General features: G+C 61.1%; 20 protein-coding genes. 8 read left to right on the plus strand and 12 right to left on the minus strand.

Translation table 11 applies throughout. From position 1 onward, the window contains the following. Window positions 1–13 precede the first annotated feature (13 nt). Window positions 14–574 carry a cysteine hydrolase family protein gene (locus tag CR254_RS02540; RefSeq protein ID WP_097928230.1) on the plus strand — a complete coding sequence of 187 codons (561 nt, stop codon included), beginning with the start codon at window positions 14–16 and terminating at the stop codon, window positions 572–574. On the opposite strand, the gene CR254_RS02545 is transcribed toward CR254_RS02540, so the two are convergent. Then, entirely contained in the window at window positions 556–1011 is a 456-nt protein-coding gene (locus CR254_RS02545) for an SgcJ/EcaC family oxidoreductase (protein ID WP_097928231.1), read from the minus strand. The two genes, CR254_RS02540 and CR254_RS02545, sit on opposite strands and share 19 nt — an antisense overlap. 31 nt (window positions 1012–1042) lie before the next feature. Continuing rightward, window positions 1043–2416, minus strand: coding sequence for an FAD-binding oxidoreductase (locus CR254_RS02550; RefSeq protein ID WP_097928232.1), 1374 nt, complete (start codon window positions 2414–2416; stop codon window positions 1043–1045). Window positions 2417–2481: 65 nt separating this feature from the next. Here CR254_RS02550 and CR254_RS02555 point away from each other — a divergent pair, with 65 nt between their 5' ends. Continuing rightward, entirely contained in the window at window positions 2482–2991 is a 510-nt protein-coding gene (locus tag CR254_RS02555; RefSeq protein ID WP_097928233.1) for a thioesterase family protein, read from the plus strand. A 3-nt stretch (window positions 2992–2994) separates the two neighbouring features. Then, a complete protein-coding gene (locus CR254_RS02560) occupies window positions 2995–3495 on the plus strand; it encodes a GNAT family N-acetyltransferase (protein WP_097928234.1) in 501 nt (166 codons plus the stop codon). 1 nt (window position 3496) lies between these two features. Here the strand turns inward: CR254_RS02560 and CR254_RS02565 are convergent, their stop codons facing one another. Then, window positions 3497–4093 (minus strand): exopolysaccharide biosynthesis protein, encoded by a 597-nt coding sequence (locus tag CR254_RS02565; protein WP_097928235.1) that lies wholly within the window; start codon window positions 4091–4093, stop codon window positions 3497–3499. A gap of 132 nt (window positions 4094–4225) precedes the next feature. Between CR254_RS02565 and carB the strand changes: the two genes are divergently transcribed. Continuing rightward, window positions 4226–7447 carry a carbamoyl-phosphate synthase large subunit gene (gene carB / locus CR254_RS02570; RefSeq protein WP_097928236.1) on the plus strand — a complete coding sequence of 1074 codons (3222 nt, stop codon included), beginning with the start codon at window positions 4226–4228 and terminating at the stop codon, window positions 7445–7447. A gap of 219 nt (window positions 7448–7666) precedes the next feature. On the opposite strand, the gene CR254_RS02575 is transcribed toward carB, so the two are convergent. Continuing rightward, the gene (locus CR254_RS02575) at window positions 7667–7954 is read right to left on the minus strand and encodes a hypothetical protein (protein WP_097928237.1); all 288 of its coding nucleotides are present in this window, start codon (window positions 7952–7954) and stop codon (window positions 7667–7669) included. A gap of 123 nt (window positions 7955–8077) precedes the next feature. On the opposite strand from CR254_RS02575, the gene CR254_RS02580 reads away from it, so the two are divergent. Further along, entirely contained in the window at window positions 8078–8656 is a 579-nt protein-coding gene (locus CR254_RS02580; protein WP_097928238.1) for a thymidine kinase, read from the plus strand. Window position 8657: 1 nt separating this feature from the next. On the opposite strand, the gene CR254_RS02585 is transcribed toward CR254_RS02580, so the two are convergent. Both CR254_RS02585 and CR254_RS02590 read right to left on the minus strand, forming a co-directional pair. Continuing rightward, complete coding sequence (locus CR254_RS02585) at window positions 8658–10073, minus strand: dihydrolipoyl dehydrogenase family protein (RefSeq protein WP_097928239.1); 1416 nt, start codon at window positions 10071–10073, stop codon at window positions 8658–8660. Between the two features lie 2 nt (window positions 10074–10075). After that, the gene (locus CR254_RS02590; protein ID WP_245851352.1) at window positions 10076–10819 is read right to left on the minus strand and encodes a TVP38/TMEM64 family protein; all 744 of its coding nucleotides are present in this window, start codon (window positions 10817–10819) and stop codon (window positions 10076–10078) included. 297 nt (window positions 10820–11116) lie between these two features. Here CR254_RS02590 and rpmH point away from each other — a divergent pair, with 297 nt between their 5' ends. From rpmH to yidD, 3 genes are read left to right on the plus strand one after another with little or no spacing between them, the layout of a single operon-like run. Next, window positions 11117–11251, plus strand: a complete 135-nt coding sequence (rpmH, locus tag CR254_RS02595; protein WP_097928241.1) for a 50S ribosomal protein L34 — start codon at window positions 11117–11119, stop codon at window positions 11249–11251. Window positions 11252–11267: 16 nt separating this feature from the next. Beyond that, on the plus strand, window positions 11268–11681 hold the full coding sequence (gene rnpA / locus CR254_RS02600; RefSeq protein ID WP_245851414.1) for a ribonuclease P protein component: 414 nt from the start codon (window positions 11268–11270) through the stop codon (window positions 11679–11681). Further along, complete coding sequence (gene yidD, locus CR254_RS02605) at window positions 11678–11899, plus strand: membrane protein insertion efficiency factor YidD (protein WP_097928243.1); 222 nt, start codon at window positions 11678–11680, stop codon at window positions 11897–11899. Before rnpA ends, yidD begins: the two co-directional genes overlap by 4 nt. Window positions 11900–11959: 60 nt before the next feature. Here yidD and trxA read toward each other — a convergent pair whose 3' ends face one another. From trxA to tsaE, 6 genes are all read right to left on the minus strand, one after another. Next, window positions 11960–12280, minus strand: a complete 321-nt coding sequence (gene trxA, locus CR254_RS02610) for a thioredoxin (protein ID WP_097928244.1) — start codon at window positions 12278–12280, stop codon at window positions 11960–11962. A gap of 77 nt (window positions 12281–12357) precedes the next feature. Then, window positions 12358–15660: a double-strand break repair helicase AddA gene (gene addA, locus CR254_RS02615; RefSeq protein WP_097928245.1), complete on the minus strand. Its 3303-nt coding sequence runs from the start codon at window positions 15658–15660 to the stop codon at window positions 12358–12360. Next, window positions 15657–18617: a double-strand break repair protein AddB gene (gene addB / locus CR254_RS02620; RefSeq protein WP_097928246.1), complete on the minus strand. Its 2961-nt coding sequence runs from the start codon at window positions 18615–18617 to the stop codon at window positions 15657–15659. Before addB ends, addA begins: the two co-directional genes overlap by 4 nt. Further along, entirely contained in the window at window positions 18617–19321 is a 705-nt protein-coding gene (locus tag CR254_RS02625) for a nucleotidyltransferase family protein (RefSeq protein ID WP_097928247.1), read from the minus strand. The genes addB and CR254_RS02625 overlap by 1 nt, the downstream gene beginning before the upstream one ends. Continuing rightward, window positions 19318–20301, minus strand: coding sequence for an aminoglycoside phosphotransferase family protein (locus CR254_RS02630; protein ID WP_097928248.1), 984 nt, complete (start codon window positions 20299–20301; stop codon window positions 19318–19320). The genes CR254_RS02625 and CR254_RS02630 overlap by 4 nt, the downstream gene beginning before the upstream one ends. Beyond that, window positions 20298–20744, minus strand: a complete 447-nt coding sequence (gene tsaE, locus CR254_RS02635; protein ID WP_180955863.1) for a tRNA (adenosine(37)-N6)-threonylcarbamoyltransferase complex ATPase subunit type 1 TsaE — start codon at window positions 20742–20744, stop codon at window positions 20298–20300. The genes CR254_RS02630 and tsaE overlap by 4 nt, the downstream gene beginning before the upstream one ends. Window positions 20745–20806: the final 62 nt, after the last annotated feature.

Raw genomic sequence — 20806 nt, forward strand, 5'->3', positions numbered from 1 at the left:
CAAAGGTTTTGCCATGACCAACGCCCTCCTCCTGATCGACATCCAGCAAGCGTTCATCGAGCCTGCAAATGCCCCCTATTGGGGTCAGCGCAACAACCCGAACGCCGAGGAAAACGCCGCCCACCTGCTGGCCCATTGGCGCACGACAGGACAGCCGGTGATCTTTGTGCGGCACCTGACCACCAATCCGAAATCCCCGCTGATCGGTAACGGCGCCAAAATTCAGGCAGTCGTGGCTCCGAACCCTGATGAGCCGGTTCTCGATAAATCCACCAATTCCGGCTTTATCGGCACCGACCTACAGGACCGCCTGATCGCGCTGAACGCGGCGGAGGTCACGATTTGCGGCCTCACCACCCCGCATTGCGTGTCCACCACCACCCGTATGGCCGCCAATCTGGGGTTCAGTGTTACGCTGGTCCACGATGCCTGCGCCGCTTTTACCCAAAACGTGCAGCCCTCATGGCGCAACGGACAGGTCGCCAGCGCGCAAAGCATCCATGACGCCGCAATCGACCAGCTACACGGCGAATTCGCAACGGCCCTGCCAACCGATCAGGTCGTATCGCGATAATCCTGCGGGCGCAGCCCAGCGCCCTCAACCACCAAAGTCTCTGCTCCGGCCACAATATCGGTGTTCTGCACGGCAACCGCCTGCCAGCCCAGCGCATCCCGCGTGCAAACAAAGGTCAGCATGTTCTGCCGATCCGCCGCAATACCACCATCCGGCGCATATTGCCCCCGCAGCCGCATCCGTGCATGCACCACGGCATGATCCGCGCCCAACATGCGCAGCTTGACCCGCCCGACACTCAGAACGGAATCGCGGAAAAACGTGGTCAGACCGTAATAATGCGCCGCCTCAATCGCCCCGCGATCCTGCCACCAGATGCCGACCACATTGACGAAGTCAGCATCCGGCACAAATAGCGCGGCCAAGGCAGCAGCATCCCGCGCCATCCACGCGGCGGCAAAGGCATGGGGCAGTTCTCCAGGCGCATTGACCCTCATCGCATTCTCCCAATATCCCCGCCGGAGGCCCTTAGTTCACATCCACAACCTTACCGGGGTTCAGGATGCCCTGCGGGTCCAGCGCCATCTTGATCGCGCCCATGACCTGCCATCCCTCACCATGTTCATCGGCCATATATTTGGTCTTACCCATGCCAACGCCATGCTCACCGGTGACAGTGCCGCCCAAACGGATCGCGCGTTCCGCCATCAAATGCGACAGGCGCTTTGCCTCTGCCAATTCGGCCGCGTTCCCCTCCTCGATCAACAGGGCGGCGTGGAAATTACCGTCGCCCACATGGCCAAGGATCGGGCCCATCAGGGTGCTGGCCGCAATATCCGCCGCCGTTTCCTGCACCGCCTGCGCCAGAGCCGAGATCGGGACGCACACATCCGTCGTCACCGCACGGCAACCGGGGCGCAGCGCCTTGATCGAGTAATATGCATTATGCCGTGCATGCCACAGCTTTGCGCGAACCTCCTGTACGGTGGACCAGTCAAAGGCACTGCCGCCGAACTCATCCACAATGCCGCGCACCGTCTCTGCCTGCTCGGCCACGCCTGCCTCGGTTCCGTGGAATTCCATGAACAAATGCGGCACCTCGGGCATATCACGCCCATCGGCCTGATTGACGGCGCGCACACATTCCGCGTCCAGAAACTCGATCCGCGCCATGGGAACACCCATCTGCATGGTCATCTGCACAGCCTGAACTGCACTATCCACATCAGGGAAGGCACAAATCGCGCTGGCTGCTGCCTCTGGCTGCCCCTGCAATTTCAACGTCAGCTCGGTGATGATGCCCAATGTGCCCTCGGACCCGATCATCAGCTTGGTCAAATCATATCCGGCCGAAGATTTGCGCGCGCGACTACCCGTGCGGATCACACGCCCATCAGCCAGAACCACCTCCAGCCCCAGCACGTTTTCGCGCATCGTGCCGTATCGCACAGCGGTTGTGCCAGATGCCCGCGTCGCCGCCATACCGCCCAGTGACGCATTCGCCCCCGGATCGACCGGAAAGAACAAGCCGGTGGCGCGCAGCTCAGTGTTCAGCGCCTCACGCGTGCAACCCGGCTGAACACGGCAATCCATATCTGCGGCGTTCACCTGCACCATCGCGGCCATATTGGTCATATCCAGACTGATGCCACCCCGAATGGCCAGCGCATGCCCCTCCAGCGAGGTTCCGGTCCCCCACGGCACAATCGGACATCCCTGCGCGGCACAAATCTGCACGACCTGTTGGACATCTGCGGTGCTGGATGGGAAAACCACGGCGTCGGGCAGAACCTCGTCAAAATAGCTCTCATTGCCGCCATGTAGGGCACGAATGCTGGCACCGGTCTGAACCTTGTCGCCCAATGCCTTGCCCAAGGCGTCAATCGCCGCTTGAATACTCATAATAGCCTCCCATTTTGGCGCGATCCTGCGCAGGGGGCACAGGATTGTCAAAGGACGAAACCCAGATGCACGACGGACATGACGGCCCCTACCCTGCCCCCATCACAACACCGGCACGTCAGGTGCCAGCAGAGTGGATCGACCATAACGGCCACATGAATGTCGGATATTACTCGATCGCGCTGGATCAGGCCGTCGATCACATGTTCGAGGACCATCTCGGCCTTGGGCTGGACTACGTCGCCCGCGCACGACAGGGGTCATATGTCGTGCAGATGCACATGCATTACATTGGCGAGATTTTGCAGGGAGAGAGCATCACAGGCCGCTTTACCCTGCTGGATCATGACGCAAAGCGGATGCACATAATGGGAGAGCTGGTGGTCGACGGCACCGTGCGTGCGATGGCCGAACAGCTTGTCATGGCGGTGGACCTGACGACACGACGCTCCACCTCCTATCCCGACTGGGCGCAGGCCCGTCTGGCACAAATGAAGTCGGACCACGCCGATCACCCCCGCCCACCGCAACTGGGTGCACCACTGGGGATTCGCCGCAAACCGGACGAAAGCTGAACGATGCAGGTCGAAATCCGCCCCGAACGGCCCGAAGATGCGCAGGTAATTTTCGACATCACCGCCGCCGCCTTCGCACCCAAAGCATTCAGCGACGGGACCGAAGCAGCTCTAATCGGCACCCTGCGCGATGACGGCGACCTTACTCTGTCCCTCGCCGCGGCTAGGGAACAGCAGGTGGTGGGCCATGTTGCCTTCTCTCCCGTTACGCTGAACGGACAGGCGGGCGATTGGTACGGGCTGGGACCAGTCGCAGTCCGGCCAGACCTGCAAGGCACAGGCATTGGCAGCCTGCTGATCACGAATGGCCTGCGTCGCTTGAAAACCATGGGCGCCGCCGGTTGCGCCCTGATCGGCGATCCGAACTATTACAGCCGCTTCGGATTTCGCAGCGATGGCAAGCTGCATTACGCGAACGTGCCCGACCGGAACGTACAGTGGCTGTCCTTTGGCAATCAGGCAGCGCAGGGGCAGCTACAATTCCGGCCCGCATTCGGCGAATAGCCTAAAACACCATGCCCCAGACCCGCCCTGACAGAATCAGCGTGCCGCCCACAAACAGATAACCGATCAAGGCCATCAATCCGTCGCGCCCCAGCAATGCCAGCCCGAAGGCCAGAATCGCGAAGGACGGCGGCATCGCGGCAAATGGAACAAACCCCAGAACAAAGATCGACATCGCCAAACCCGCGCACACCACAGTGATGCCCAACCGCGCGATACGGCTTTTCACCAAAATGCTCAGGCGGGTTTTCAGCAATGCATCCACGCGCTGCGCCCATGGGCGGGCCTTTTCAATGGCGCTGTCCAAGCGCTGCTCGCCAATTTCACGCTTACCGATGAATTGCGGCACCCAGACGCCCTTACGCCCGATCCAGCTTTGCACGATGAAAATCAGGACCAAACCGGCCAGCACATCGGTCGCACCGGGAATCGCCCCGATGATCGGAATCAGTTGCAAACCGGACAGCAAAACCAGCACCGCGCCCAGTGACCGATCCTCGAACGCATGGACCAACGCGCCGACACTGGTGCCGTCCGCGTGAATCGCGTCGGAAAAGTCGTCGATCACGGCTTCTAACGGTCTGATTCTGTCGGGCATATGCCACTCCCCACTGCGCAACGGGCCATCTATACAAAGGTTCACGAAAAACCCCCAGCCAATACGGTTGCACCGCAGGCCGCTCGGGCGTAACAACGCCCCAATTTGCCCGCCGCCAGTTGAGGACGACCCATGCCCAAACGTACCGATATCTCATCCATCATGATCATCGGCGCAGGGCCTATCGTCATTGGACAGGCCTGCGAGTTCGATTATTCCGGCGCACAGGCGTGTAAGGCGCTGCGCGAGGAAGGTTACCGGGTCATTCTGGTAAACTCGAACCCCGCCACGATCATGACCGATCCCGATATGGCCGATGCGACCTATATCGAACCGATCACCCCCGAAGTTGTTGCCAAGATCATCGAAAAGGAGCGCCCAGATGCGCTGCTGCCAACGATGGGCGGCCAGACCGGTTTGAACACCGCGCTGGAACTGGACGATATGGGCGTGCTGGCCAAATTCAACGTCGAGCTGATCGGCGCGAAGCGTGAGGCCATCGAAATGGCCGAGGACCGCAAACTGTTCCGCGAGGCAATGGACCGCCTCGGCCTCGAAAACCCGAAGGCCACAATCGTAAACACGATGGACGAGGCGATGGACGCCATCGACCATGTTGGCCTGCCCGCTATCATCCGCCCTGCCTTTACCCTAGGCGGAACCGGCGGTGGTGTTGCCTATAACCGCGAGGATTACGAGGCGATCTGCCGCTCCGGCCTCGACGCATCGCCCGTGTCCCAAATCCTGATCGACGAAAGCTTGCTTGGCTGGAAAGAGTTCGAGATGGAAGTCGTCCGCGACAAGGCGGATAACGCGATCATCATCTGCGCCATCGAAAACATCGACCCGATGGGCGTGCATACCGGCGATTCGATCACCGTCGCCCCTGCGCTGACCCTGACCGACCGCGAATATCAGATGATGCGGAACGCCTCGATTGCCGTTCTGCGTGAGATCGGCGTAGAAACCGGCGGCTCGAACGTGCAATGGGCCGTAAACCCCGAAAATGGCCGCATGGTCGTGATCGAGATGAACCCACGGGTATCTCGCTCCTCCGCGCTGGCGTCCAAGGCGACCGGCTTCCCCATCGCGAAAATCGCGGCGAAGCTGGCTGTCGGCTATACGCTGGACGAGCTGGACAACGACATTACCGGCGTCACGCCTGCTTCGTTCGAGCCGACAATCGACTACGTCGTCACCAAGATCCCACGCTTTGCCTTTGAGAAATTCCCCGGCGCGCAGGACAACCTGACCACCGCGATGAAATCCGTGGGTGAGGCGATGGCAATCGGCCGCACCATCCATGAGAGTCTGCAAAAGGCGCTCGCCTCGATGGAAACCGGCCTGTCCGGCTTTGACGACATCGAGTTTGACAGCCGCGATGACCTGCTGGCCGAACTGGCCCGCGCGACCCCTGACCGCCTGCGCGTGATTGCACAGGCCATGCGGATGGGGCTGGACGACGATCATATCAAGGCAATCACCGCCTTCGACCCGTGGTTCCTCGCCCGTATACGTGAGATTGTGGAGGCCGAGGCCGAGATTATCGCCAACGGCCTGCCCGAAACCACGGATGCTATTCGCAAGATCAAGATGATGGGCTTCACCGATGCCCGCCTTGCGACCCTGACCGGCCGCACCGAAACCGACATTCGCCACACCCGCCTGCGCGCCAACGTCAAATCCGTGTTCAAACGGATCGACACATGCGCGGCGGAGTTCGAGGCGCAAACCCCCTACATGTATTCCACCTACGAGGCGGACATGATGGGCGAGGTGGAGTGTGAGGCACGCCCATCCGAGGCAAAGAAGGTCGTCATCCTTGGCGGTGGTCCAAACCGGATCGGACAGGGCATCGAGTTCGACTATTGCTGCGTCCACGCCTGCTACGCCCTGACGGCGGCCGGGTACGAGACGATCATGGTCAACTGCAACCCTGAAACCGTCTCGACCGATTACGATACCTCCGACCGCCTGTATTTCGAGCCTCTGACGCTGGAGCACACCCTCGAAATCCTGCGGGTTGAGCAGGAGGCAGGCACCCTGCACGGCGTTATCGTTCAGTTCGGCGGCCAAACCCCGCTGAAACTGGCCAATGCGTTGCAGGATGAGGGCATCCCGATCCTCGGCACCTCGCCCGACGCGATTGATCTGGCCGAGGACCGCGAGCGGTTCCAGGCCATGCTGAACGAGCTGGAGCTAAAACAGCCCGTCAACGGCATCGCTTCCTCCTCCGAGCAGGCGATGGAGATTGCCAAGGATGTCGGCTACCCGCTGGTCATCCGCCCCTCCTACGTGCTGGGCGGACGCGGCATGGAAATCGTGCGCGATACCGCTCATCTGGAACGCTACATCAAAACCGCAGTTGAGGTTTCGGGTGACGCACCCGTCCTGCTCGACAGCTACCTGACCGGCGCGGTCGAGGTGGACGTGGATTGCCTGTGCGACGGCACCACCGTCCACGTCGCCGGCGTGATGGAGCATATCGAGGAGGCAGGCGTCCACTCGGGCGACAGTGCTTGCTCGCTGCCCCCACACTCCCTCAGCGCGGAAACCGTGACAGAGCTAAAGCGTCAGGCAGAGGCGATGGCCCTGAAACTGGGCGTTATCGGCCTGATGAACGTGCAATTCGCGATCAAGGACGGCGTGATCTTCGTGCTGGAGGTCAACCCACGCGCTTCACGCACCGTGCCCTTCGTGGCCAAGGCTGTGGGCTCACCCATCGCCTCCATCGCCGCGCGCCTGATGGCGGGTGAGAAGCTGTCCGACTTCACGCTGAAGTCCGCAGAGCCCGACCACATCGCGGTCAAGGAGGCAGTGCTGCCCTTCGCCCGCTTCCCTGGCGTTGATACCCTCCTGGGGCCAGAAATGCGCTCCACCGGTGAGGTCATGGGTCTGGACAGTTCGTTCCCCCGTGCCTTCCTCAAGGCACAGATGGGCGCAGGCGTCAAACTGCCCGATCATGGCACTGCCTTCATCTCGATCAAGGACGCGGATAAGGGCGCAATGATGCTGGACGCCGCAACGGTTCTGGCCTCGCTGGGCTTCGAAATTCTCGCCACCGCTGGCACCGCAACATGGCTACGCGAAAACGCGGTTGAGGCAACGACGGTGAACAAGGTATTCGAGGGCCGCCCAAACATCGTTGACGCGATGAAGGACAAGCGCGTGCAGATCGTGTTCAACACGACCGAGGGCGCTCGCTCCATCGAGGATAGCCGCGAAATCCGCCGCGTCGCGCTATATGACAAGATCCCGTACTTCACCACCGCAGCAGGATCGCAAGCCGCCGCACTGGCCATGCGCAACCGGCTTGAGGGTGAAATCACGGTAACGTCGCTACAGGAACTCTGAGCGTCGAACCAATGCCTGCCCTCACCCGTACGCGGGTGGGGGCAATACTCGATTGTGCCACCGACCTGATCGATGGTTAGACACGCTGCCCAAACAATTGAGCCGAGGGATTAGCGTCGAAATTGTGGACGATGCTGCACAGCAGCCATTAACCACTCATAAACCCGACTAAATCACTGCGCATACCGATAGCAGCCACTGCGCAGCCACAAAGCAGCCTCAGGTTTTCAGCGCCTCAATGACCTCTGCCACACTCAGCTTATCGCCGGGTGCGGGGCGGTGGGTCAGGGTATATCTGGCCTTGGGGTGCGGCACGGTCTGGCCGCTGGGGCCCAGGCGCAACCACGTATAGCGTCCACCACGAATGTTGGACTGGATTTCAACCGCGCCAGGGGCCGGAACGTGCAAGTCCCTGACTTCAAACCGAAATCTAACGCCGTTGCGTCCGTGCAGCCACACCACACCTAAATGGGTGGTGCCTGCCTCGACTGTGGATGAATCGAACATGGTCGCCTACGTTTATTTTTGTTATTTCGCGCTAGATTTGGCGTCCTGCGCCTCACTGTCAACAACATAGTGCGTCATTTTGACCAAAGGGTACAATTTAGATCGTGCTGGGAAAATTCAACGATGGCAAAGCTTTACTTCAACTACTCCACCATGAACGCAGGCAAGAGCACGGTTTTGCTTCAGGCCAGTTATAACTACCGCGAACGTGGCATGGACACCTTCCTATTGACCGCAAATCTGGACCGCCGCGCGGGTGAGGGGCGCATCGCCAGCCGCATTGGAATAGGTGCAGAATCAGAAACTTACCTGCCACAGGACGACCTGTTTGCCCGCATTGAGGATCATCTAAAAACCCAGAAACTCGCCTGTATTTTCGTGGATGAGGCCCAGTTTTTGACCAAGGATCAGGTCTGGCAACTGGCCCGCGCCGTGGACGATTTAAATGTACCCGTCATGGCCTTTGGCCTGCGCGTGGATTTTCAGGGCGAGCTTTTCCCCGGCTCTGCCACCCTGCTGGCCATCGCGGATTCTTTACGTGAAATCAGGACTATATGCCATTGCGGACGCAAAGCGACGATGGTGATCCGCCATGATGAAAACGGCAAAACCATGACGCAGGGTGAGCAGGTGCAGATCGGCGGCAATGAAACATATGTGTCGCTTTGCCGCCGACATTGGCGCGAGGAAACCGGTTCTTAACTTATGGCAGGTATTTCTGCGTAAACCGGACGACCTTTTTGACGAAATCGTTCTGGAACAGACGCGGCACGTAATACTGACCCGCAGCGCGTTTTGTGACCTCGGTCATCGTCGGATAGGGCGATACCATATTGGTCAGCGCCGAAATCTTTAGCCCGTTGGCAATGGCCAGCGCATAGGGCTGTATTAACTCGCCTGCACGCAGGCCAACGACGGAGGCGCCAATCGGCTTACCACCCACGACCATAACCTTGATAAGGCCCTCTGTGCGGCGCTCCGCCTGCGCCCTATCGTTCTCATCGAACTTAAAGCGTAGCACCTCCAGCTTATCGCCATGCTTCTCTGACGCCTGCGCTTCGGTCAGTCCGATCTGCGCGATTTCAGGGTCTGTATAGGTCGCCCACGGGATGTGATCCGTGCGTACCTTTGACGGCAGTCCAAACAGCATGGACCGGATGATGATGCCCGCGTCATAACCCGCCTTATGCGTGAATTGCAGGCCACCGGTAACGTCCCCAATGGCGTAAACCTTGCGGTTCGAGGTGCGCAGCCCCTCATCAACCTCAATCGCACGCTCATGGTTCACAGCGGCCTTATCCAACCCGAGGCTGGCGATATTCGCCTTGCGCCCCACAGCGACCAGCAGATGCGAGCCCTGCACTGTACGGCCATCCTCGGCGTGCACAGTGATGCCATCCTGCTGCGAAACACGAGAGACTTTGAACCCCTCCTCGATCACCACGCCATCCGCGCGAATACGGTCCAGCGCGATGGCCACCAGCTCCGGATCATCCTTGCCAAGCGCCTTTGCGCCCTCCAGCACGGTCACAGGAATACCTAGCCGCATATGCGCCTGCGCCAGTTCCATCCCGATAGGGCCACCGCCGATGATGATCAGGCGCTCAGGCGCGTCGCGCAGCTCGAAGATCGTCTCGTTGGTGTGATATTCAACCGTATCCAACCCCTCAATCGGGGGCACCAAGGGCGAGGAGCCAGTGGCAATCACAAAGCGACGCGCCTCGATGAACGTGTCGCCTGCCTGCACCTCGGTTTCCGAGATAAAGGTGCCGTAATCCTGAATGACCTCAACGCCCATACCCTCGAACCGCTCAACGCTGTCATTGGGGGCGATTGCGCCGATCACGCTGGCCACGTGGTCCTTCACGGCGGCGTAATCGACCTGCGGGACCACATTTGCGATACCAAACGCGGCGGAATGGGCCTGAGCGTGGGCGTGATGACCCGCGGCGATCATCGCCTTGGACGGGACGCAACCATAGTTCAGGCAGTCGCCGCCCATCTTGCCGCCCTCGATCAGGACAACCTTTGCTCCCATCTGAACGGCGCCTGCGGCCACGCTCAACCCGCCGGAACCGGCGCCCAGAATGCAGATATCGGTCTTAATACGCTTAGTCATTCTCAGTTCTCCTCAATCGGCAGGGCGGAGCCACCGCGAATAGCCTTGATAACGATGGGCAGAGCGGACAGCGCCGCCAGCCCCAGAATTGGTCCGATGATGTGCGGCTCGAACAAGATGCCAAGATCAGGGTCCTCGCCCCGTGCGAAAACTTGGCCCAGGCCATTGCCGATGGATGCAAAAACCGCACTGCCCGGAATGATCCCCACCACCGTTGTCAGCGCGAAGTTGCGGAATTTCACGCCAACCAGCGCGGGCACAACATTGACCACAAAGAACGGAAAGATCGGCAGCAGACGCAGCAACAGCATCACGCTGATCTCGTTTTCGTTCAAGGCGTGCTTGATCTTGGCGATTCGACCGCCTGACTCATCCATGCGTTGCGACAGAAATTCCCCTAGACCGAAGCGAACGGCCAGAAAAAGCCCCATCGCGCCAATCGACGCCCCGATGACCGAAAATGCCATTCCGCCGATGATGCCAAACAGAAATCCCGAGGTCAGCGTCATCACCCCCGCACCGGGCAGGGAAAACGTGACGACGATGATATACAGCGCGATAAAGCTGATCGCCGCCAGCACATAATTGTCGTCACGCCACATCAGCAGCGCCTCGCGATTCTCACGCAATGCCTCGAAGCTGAGGTAATCGCGTAGAAAAATAAATCCCAGCACCGCCGCAATAATGATTGCCGCCACAGGGGCAACGCGGCCGAGCGTGATGCCCTCTTTCTTCGTATCGTTCATTTTGCACCCTTTGAGTGGCGGTTTCATCTCGTTACAGCACATCTGCACAGCGATGATGTGTCGCGATAGCCCCCCTCACGTTGGGTTGACCAAGCGCGAGGAATTGTTTCAAAGACGCGCAAGTGATGACGCCGCGCACAAAACCGGACCAAGGGAATTGACTTCCCGCTAGGCCCGTCATATCGAAGCGGCTCACACGAATTAGGGTGACGAATCCGATAGACCGGATCGGCACCGCCGCAGGGCATACCGCCCCGGCACGATCTGGAAGGCCCTGATAGGGCGAGGAGACGAGATATGAAGCGTACTTTCCAGCCGAGCAACCTGGTCCGCAAACGGCGCCACGGTTTCCGCTCCCGCATGGCGACTAAAAACGGACGTAAGATCCTGAACGCGCGTCGCGCACAGGGTCGTAAGCACCTCAGCGCCTGATATCAGGTCGATGATGATTTCGCCGCCGGATGCTGCACCTAATGGGTCAGAGCACCCGGCGGCTTTGTCATGCTCGCACGAAACGCCCACGCTATCCGTCATACGGCAGCGTAGCGAATTTCTGAAGGCCGCCCGTGCCCGCCGTCAGGCGACAACTGGCATGGTCGTTCAGGCCAGAAAACGTGCGGAAAATGAACACTCTGCATCGGCGATGCGGGTTGGCTATACCTGTTCCAAAAAGGTCGGCAACGCCGTTGCCCGCAATCGCGCCAAGCGTCGCTTGCGTGAGGTTGCCCGCGCCCTGCTGCCCGAACTTGGCCATGCGGGATATGATTACGTTCTAATCGGACGCCGTGCAGAAACTGCGGATCGTGACTTTGCCGATTTGCTGAATGATTTTCGCACCGCATTGGGAAAGCTGCACCGGTGAGCCCGGGCGCATGGCTTCTCTCCCTGCCTGTACGCGCGTACAGGGTGACCTTCTCCTCATATGTCGGGCATAATTGCCGGTATCAGCCCACATGCTCTGCCTATGCGCTGGAGGCATTGTCCAAGCATGGCGCGGTACGTGGTGGCTGGTTGGCCGCGCGACGGATCGCGCGATGTCATCCGCTGGGCGGGTCCGGCATTGACAACGTACCAGATTAGCATCCGACACAAAAAACCCGGCTCAATGGCCGGGTTTTCCGTATTCTATGGGATCGAAGCTTAGATGCTTTCTTCGATCCAGCCCTGCAATGCAGCCTTTGGTGCTGCGCCAGTCTTGTTCGACACAACCTGACCGCCCTTGAACATGAACAGAGCAGGAATGCCGCGAACGCCCAGCTGTGCAGGGGAGTTGGGGTTCTCATCCACGTTGACCTTAACGATCTTTACGCGACCTTCGTAAGCAGCGGACAGTTCCTCAAGAGCCGGTCCGATCTGCTTGCACGGGCCGCACCATTCCGCCCAAAAATCTACAACAACAGGAATGTCGGATTTCAGAACGTCGGCTTCAAAGCTGTCGTCGGTGACTTTTACGGTGGCCATGATGTGGCTCCTTTCAGAGAATATATAGGGGGTGTTTCAGTGTTCGATGCCAAACCTAGGGAGGCACCGCCAGAGGGTCAAGAGAGGCCCGCCCGTAACAGTGCCCCATTCACAACCTCGTGCGGTATAACATCCATGCGTTTCGCGGCGGTCCAGACGATGGCGACATCCACCTGTTTACCGGCAAATGTCGGAGCCAGAACAGCACGATACACCGCCATTTGGCGTAACAATGCCTCGGGCGTATCCTCGGGCTGATCGGGCACCACACGGTTGGTTTTAAAATCCACGATCAAAATGCGATCGCCGTCGCGCACGATGCGATCAACGCGGCCAAAGACCGCGCGCCCACCCACTGTGCCGGAAACGGGCACCTCGCTCAGCGCATCCGCTCCAAACAAATGCGACAGCTCAGATGTGTCCAACAGGGCGCAAACCTCGTCAAACACATCGCTCTGCATGTCTAACGGCAATCGATCCAACAGTGGTGCGGCCATAGCGGCGCGGTCCCGCTGCCCCAGCAGGTCCAACAGTGCGTGGGTCACATCACCCCGCAGCAATGCGCGTGCGGCCTCCTCGCCCTCACCAGGCAGAGCATGCGCCCCATCCATGCCAGAGGGCGACAGCAAGCGATCCGCAACCGGCGGGGCAACGTGGCCCCAATCGAGCGCAACCAGCGCGGGGGCTGCCTCAGCAACAATTGCGGTGGAGGTGCCGCCGGACCAGTGGCTTTCAAGCCGCAGCAATGGCCCCTCCAACCCATCGGGGGCGGTGTGCGTCGTGGCGCTTAGGTCCATCATCCCCTGTTCAACCATATCGTACCATGCAGGGTCCGCATCGCTGCCGCGCTTACCCGCACCGGCGACGATCAGCCAATGTTCCGCACGGGTTAGCGCAACATACAGCAAGCGTTCCCGCTCACGATCATCCCGGGCCTTATGCGCGGCGACGGCCTCTGCCTCCACATCGCTATTAGGGCTGGCCTGCCAGATCGGGGCGGCATCATCACGGGGCAGCACCGGCGGCGCGGCCTTACGATTGCGATGTGCGGTATCGGGCAGGATGACGACAGGTGCCTCCAACCCCTTGGCCCCGTGCACGGTCATCACGCGAACGGCATCGCCGCCTTCTCCCAATTCGCGTTTGATATCGAGGGTATCGGGCTCCAACCAATCCAGAAAACCGCTGAGGGTCGGGGGTTCGGTCCGCTCATAGTTCAGCGCCTGTGCCAGCAATTCGTCCAGGCCCTCTGCCGCCGGCGCCCCCAAGCGGGCGATGAACCGCCTGCGCCCATCCCGGCGCGTCAAAATCCGGTCGAGGAATTCAAACGGGCGGGTAAAATCGCTGTCGTCGCGAACCTCTTGCAGGAAATCGGCCACGGCCTTGTGCTGCGGATCGTCCTGCAACCGGCCCAGCAGGCGAGATTTTCCACGGCCATGGGCCAAGCGGAACAGCGCGTCCTCATCCACGTCAAACAGGGGCGAGCGCAGCGCCGCCGCCAGCGACAGGTCATCATCCGGCGTCACGGCAAAGCGCATGAGGGCCAGCAAATCCTTTACCGCCAGCTCGCCACCCAGTTTCACACGGTCGGCACCGGCAACGGCAACGCCTGCTTCCTTGAGGTTGCCAATCAACGCATGGAATAGCGGGCCGCGGCTGCGCAGCAAAATCAGGATGTCCCCTGGCGTCATCGGGCGCGGGCCATCTGGGCTGGGGATCAAGGTGCCGCCTGCGATCAGACGCGCGATTTCCGCGGCGATGTAACGGCCAAGCTGTAGGTCGGCGCGATCCGGCGATGGCGTGTCGACGGGCTCCCACCACGGGACCTCTACGCCGTCCTTTTCGGTTTCCAGAAACGGCCACAGATCAACGCGGCCTGCCTTGCCATCGTCAAAGGCGGCATGGATTACCTCATCACTTACACCGCCACGATCCGTGGGGGCGAAAACCTCATCTGTCAGCGACAAAATCGGCGCGGCGGAGCGGAAGGACACGTCCAGTGCCACCTCACCAAACGGTTTATCAGCAGCCCCCAGCCGCCCACGAAAAACCTCGCGCATCCGGCCAAATTCTGCGGGCTGCGCGCCCTGAAACGAGTAAATCGACTGCTTTTCATCACCCACAACGAACAGGGTGCGTTCGCGGCGTTCCACCCCTTCACCAGCGTAGAATTCTGGCGTCAGCGCCTCAACTACATCCCATTGGCGGGGTGAGGTATCCTGCGCCTCGTCCACGAGGATATGCTCGATCCCGCCATCCAGCTTATACAGCACCCATTGCGACATATCGGGGCGGGTCAGCAGGCTGCGCGTGCGTAGGATCAGATCGTCGAAATCCAGCATGCCCTGCGCGGCCTTCGCCTCGTCATAACGGGTCAGGAACACGTCTGCGAAGTCGTGCAAGGCCTGCGTGCGCTCCAACACGGCGCGGGCCAAGCGGTCGCTGCGGGCGGCCTCCACCGCCATGGCCAGCTCGTTCAGTTCCTCCACATCGGCGGGGTCCAGCGCCTGCATCACCTTTTTGGTGGCGAACTTATCAACCTTGGCCAGATGGTCCCGTTTGTCGGTCTTTTCACCGTAGAGCAGCAAGCTCTCAACCGGTTCATCTCCCTGGGCTTGCATGGCGTTCAGCACCTTGGGCAAAGCGTTCTTTTTCTCGTTCGCCGTGCCAACAGCAACCATCGCATCAGCCAAGCGGCTGAGCAGATCGCGTTCATCCGGTCCCATGACCTGCATCGGTGGTCCGTTCAGTGACACGCCCAGTTCATCAGCCAAGGCAGCAGGATCAAAAGGAGTGGCAAAGGCATCGCGCTGGCTGAGGATGGCATTGATCAGCCCCTCGGGCCCGTCACCGGGGCAATGCACTGCCATAGCGGCAAAGATATCGGGCTCAACCTCCGCGATCTGATCCAACAGCTCAGTACGCAGGGCCAGCGTGGCGCGGTCGTCCATTTCGCGGAAACTGGGGCTGACGCCTGCCTCCAGCGGGAATCGCCGCAGGATGGTGCCGCAAAAGGCGTGGATCGTCTGGATTTTCAGCTCACCGGGGGTTTCCAATGCGCGGGCGAATAGCTGCCGTGCGTTGCCCAAATCAACCTCACCGGTTTCCTCAAGCTGCGCCAACTCCTCAAGCAATTCGGCATCAGGCATCATCGACCATGCGCCCAAGCGTTTGAACAGGCGGTTCTTCATCTCCGCCGCGGCGGCCTTGGTATAGGTCAGGCACAGAATGCGCTGCGGATCGGCACCGTGCAGCAGCAATCGCGCCACGCGGTCGGTCAGCACCCGTGTTTTGCCAGAGCCGGCATTCGCCCCAACCCATGCAGAGCCAGCGGGCGAAGATGCGCGGTTTTGGGCACGGCTTGCATCGCTCAATGTCATTGGCCAACCTCCTGCAAAGCGGCATCATCGCCATCATCCCATTCGCCCAATCGGGACAGGTGGTCATAATCGGATGCATAGCTAAGCAGAGCAGGCTGTTGCCGCGCCGGATAGCCGCGTTGGGTGTTTTCATAGGCGGCGATCAGTTCGGCAAACCGGTCCCACGCATCGCGGGTGGCGTCCTGATCCTCATCCACCGGCTGCACCTTGGCACCCGCCCCCATGCCGATATATTCGAGGCGGGACACATCCGCCGCGTCGATTTCCTCAAACCCGCCAGCGCGTGCAATTTCGGCCTGTAGGGGCAATTGCAACGCATAGGTGCGGATTTGCTTCGGGCTGGGCGGGCTGCCGGATTTGTAGTCGTAGATGCGCAAGGTGCCATCCTGCGCCAGATCAATCCGATCTGCCTTGGCCGTCAGGGTAAAGGGTGGCGCGGGCAGTTGCCGACGGCCCTTTACCTCGGTTTTGGCAGGGCGGGCATCGACCTGCCGTGCAATTTCACGCTCAACCAATACAGGGGCCACCCGCATCAGGCGGGCATGCCACAGGGCGCGGGTTGCGGGCCACGGGACCAGCTTGTCCAGAACCTCGGTCGCGGTCCGTGCAAACAGCGCATGCGCCGCGGCACCCTCCGCACCGTTCAGATCGGGGGCGAAACGCTCCATCACCTTGTGCAACACGTTTCCACGCTCACGATCATCCGCCTCACGCCCCGGTAGGTCCAGCGCACGCAGGCCCAGCACGTAGCGGGCATAGGTGGCGTAGGGGTCGCGGATCAGCACCTCCACCCCTGTGACCGGCAATTCGTGCGGACGCGCCGCGACAGGGGGGGCGGGCATTGGGCGCGGCGCGGGGCGCATCTCAGCCTCAGGTTTTTCAAGCGCACGGGCGATATCCAAAAACCGGTCGCCGCGATGCGACATCGATTTCAGTGCCGCCTTACCATCATCGCCCAAACCGGCGATCAGGTTGGTCAGGCGGATCACCCAGCGGCTGGCCACGGTCGGCGCACCACCGGCACGGGCGGCGCGGGTTATGATGACCTCGGGCGCATTGATCGCATTCTGGAAATCATGCGCAGCAAGGCCGGTATCGCGCTCCGGCATGGGCAGGCCAAGTTCGCTGCGCATTTTACGGCTCAACCACGGATCGGGGGCTGGACGCTCGGGCCAGACACCCTCGTTCAACCCGCCAAGGATGGTGATATCGGCGCGGGTCATCCGTGCCTCCAGCGCGCCAAGGATCAGCACATCGGGATGGGGCAGAAACGCCGCGCGGCGCACCTGTGCGGCGATCAGCTCATCCTCGACCAAGCGCACGGTATCGGCCATAGCCAGCCCCGCCATCGCATCCACCGCGCCCTGTAACCGGTCCAGCAGAGTAACAGCGGCAAGGCCCGCTTCCTCACGCCAGACCTCAGGCACATCATCCGCCACGCCACGCGACAGGCGGTCAGCAACCATGCGCAGCGTGGTCAGGATATCCTCAGGCGTATCCGTATCTGACAGGGCACTGAGCGGGGCAAAGCAGTCCTGCAACCAGCACGCCCATGTGGTGGCGTCGTCGTCATTCTTACGATCCTCGGCCCAACCGATGATCCGCTGCCAATCTGCCTCAGGCGTGGCCAGCACATCGCGGCCCGTTTGCAGGCCGATCACACGGCGTAGATGCAGGCGGCGTGCCTCGCTCGCGCCACCAACCAGCGGGTGTTTCAGCAGCGCAATCAACGCGGCGGGCTGTGGCACCGTGCCGACCATATTCAGCAACATCCGCAGCATCACACCGGGGGGCGTCAGATGCAGCGGGCGGCCCGCGCTGTCATCAGGGATCAGCCGCCAGCGATCCAGCGCCGCAGAAACCCGCCGCGACAGGTCACGGTCGGGGGTGATCAGCGCTACGCTTTTGCCCTGTTCAACCGCATCGCGCATTGCACAGGCGATTGCGGTGGCTTCCTCACGCTCAGCCGGGGCCTCAATCAGCGAGATGCCGGTTGTGGCCTGCTGCACCTCAACGGACCGCTCAGGAGCCTCGGCCAGCCAGCTATCGGTGACGGGCGCAGGGCGCAGCGCCAGAGAGATCAGGCGGCTGCGCGCATCGCTGTCTCGCCCACCAAACCATTGCGGCAGGGTCGCAACATCAACCCCCAGCGCATGCCCCGCCAGCGCCAAACCGGATTGCGGATGATCGGCAGGCAAGGCGGGTGGGTCCGTTTTCTGCCACAAATCCTCGGGCAAATCAGCATCATAACCGGGCAGGATCACAGCCCCCTGCGGCAACCGCGCAACGGCACACATCAGGCGGCGCATCCATGGGCGCGATCCGGTCGAACCGGCTAGGATCAGCGGATGCGCAGGCGGTTCAACCGCCCATGCTTCCTCCAACGCCGCGATCTGGGCCATGCGCGCAACCTCTGGATCGGCATGGCCGGGTTCTGCCTCGTGCAGGATTTGCGGCCATAGCGTCCACATCAGCCGCATAAAGCGCGCCGAAATCTGCCAATGGGCAGACACATCATCGAGGTTCAGCAGATCGAGGCGATCAGGGCTAACCCCCTGCGCCTGCAACGTATCCAGCAGGTCCAGCAACCGCTCTGCCAGATCAAACAGCGCACCGCGCGGGGCCAAGCCCGGCTCCTGCGCGATCAATCCACCGATCAGGCGCGCGACATGCAGCTTTCGCCGCAGCGGATCGACGGCATGTGGTAAATCCGGCAGGCTCAGAAGCGACTCCGCCCCGCCGATCTGTGGCATGGGTCCGGCAAAGCGCGCATCCCGCGCCATCCGCTCCTCAAGCACGCGCTGCGCACGGCGGGTGTTAAGGCGGATCGTAACCCCCGCCCGCGCAAAGGGGTCCATTCCCTGCATCCGCGTGGCCAAACCATCCTTCAATGTGGCCGCGAAATCAGCCCCTGCCCGAACCGTAAAAACACGCAGCCCATCGATTGGATCGAACATCACTCACCCTCACTCAAAATCTGGTCCGCGGCCTGCAATCCGGCGGGTGTACCAACATCCACCCATGGCTGATCGCAGATCACACCAAACAGGCCGCCCGCCGCATTCATCGCATTCCACACCACGTTGAGCGAGAACTTCTCCTCCGCAACATCGTGCAACCGCTCGGTCCGCAATATTTGCCAACCGGAATAAACATAGGGGGCCGCAGGGGCCGCGCCGCGCCGGATCAACTGGCTGTCCGCGGCGAGGTCAAAATCACCGGCCCGCGAATAGGCCCGACATTGCGCGACCGGCACCAGTAACAGCAGGGCCTGCATCTGCGGACGCCATGCCTGCTTCAGAACCGATAGCGGATCGGCAGTTGCCGCCCAGATCGCATCTGGGTTCACGCTTATAACCGGATCGGACAGATGCGGTAACGCCACGCGCATTCCGCCGCCTGTCTCCAGAATATCCGGCTCATAGGACAGATGCACGGCAGGCGCAGAGCGGTGCGCCACAGCCTGCGCCACCTGATCCGCATGGTAATGAGTGTTGATGACAGCCCGCGAAACGCCCCCCCGCGCCAATCGGTCCAGCGCGTGATCCAGCAAGGTCGCGCCACCGGCCCGCAACAGCGGCTTTGGCACGTCCTTGGTTAGCGCCCCCATCCGCGTGCCGAACCCAGCCGCGAAAACCATGGCAACGTCAGGCAAGCTCATCCTGCGGCCCGAATTCGCGCGAGGATTTCGGGGGTCGGCGCAGGCACATTTTCCGCGATCCAGTCGCGCAGATCGCCCAAGGCCGGATGCGCCAAATCACGCTGTAGATGCGCCCACACACGGGGCATCAGATCCAGATAGGCCTGCTTACCATCGCGCATCCACAGTCGTGCAAAGATGCCCAGAATCTTGATGTTTCGCTGCGCGCCCACGGTTGCATAGGCGGCGAGAAACTCAGTTGGCTCCGCCCCGGTTGCCTGCACGAACCGGTCGATCATCGCCGATTGTAATTCCGCAGAGGTATCGCGGCGCGCGTCCTCCAGCAGCGAAACCAGATCATAGGCCGGATGCCCCGCCAGCGCGTCCTGATAGTCCAGCAATCCAACCCGCGCTGTTCCCTGCCGGTCGGGCAGCCAAAGCAGGTTTTCCGCATGATAATCACGCAAAACAACGGAATTCGCACCGGCCAGCGGGGCACATGCCGCCTGTATCAGTGCATCAAACTGCGCGGAATCCACAGTGCGCCCTGCCCTCGGAACGTACCATTCGGTCAGCAATTGCGCCTCGCGCAGATATGTCGCGGCATCATAGGGGGGCAAATTCTCCGGCGCCGCTTCCGTCTGAAGCTCGACCAACAAATCCACGGCGGCACTGTACAGCACGCCCTCATCAACCGTTGCCGCGGCACGGGCGAACAGATCATCGCCCAAATCCTCCAGCAGCAAAAAGCCATTCTGCGGATCAGACCCCATAATGATCGGCGCGCTGAACCCACGAGCATGCAGCAATTCGGTCACTTGCACGAAGGGAAGGACATCCTCACCCCTCTCCGGGGGGGCATCCATCAGCACTGCGGCCTTGGCCCCGTTGACTCGCAGATAACGACGGTTCGAGGCATCACCGGCCAAGGGGGCAACATGCGCATCCCCCCACCCGATGCTGTCTAGAAAATCGAGGGCCAATGCATCCCGATCGCTCATTGCGATAGCTCCTGTTGTAGCGAGCCCCAACCCGCACCGGCAAAGCGCAGTTGCGCCTGCCGCCCCTCGCCCAATTGCGATATGGTGATGTGTAGATGCCTTGCGGGGGTCAGGCTGCCCAACCGCTCTGGCCATTCGATCAACGAGATCGCGTCGTCCAGCACCGTGTCGAGGCCAAGTTCCATCAACTCCTCCGGCTCACCCAAACGGTACAGGTCCATATGCCAGATCGGGCTGCGCTGCGCCTCATAGCTTTGCATCAGCGTATAGGTGGGCGACGGAACGTCTTGCTCCGCATGGGTCATAGCGCGAATGGCGGCCCGCGCAAAATGTGATTTCCCAGCGCCAATCGCACCGGACAGCAAGACGCAATCCGGCGGCGATAAATGGCGGGAGATCCGCTGCGCAAACGCATCAGTTGCGTCAGGGTCAGCAAGGGTCAAACGGTAATCTGGCGTGGTGTGAGGCATAGCCCGATTTAGCAGACCCGATGCCGGACAGGAAC

It is taken from the genome of Pontivivens marinum (assembly GCF_900231835.1).
Taxonomy (GTDB): domain Bacteria; phylum Pseudomonadota; class Alphaproteobacteria; order Rhodobacterales; family Rhodobacteraceae; genus Pontivivens; species Pontivivens marinum.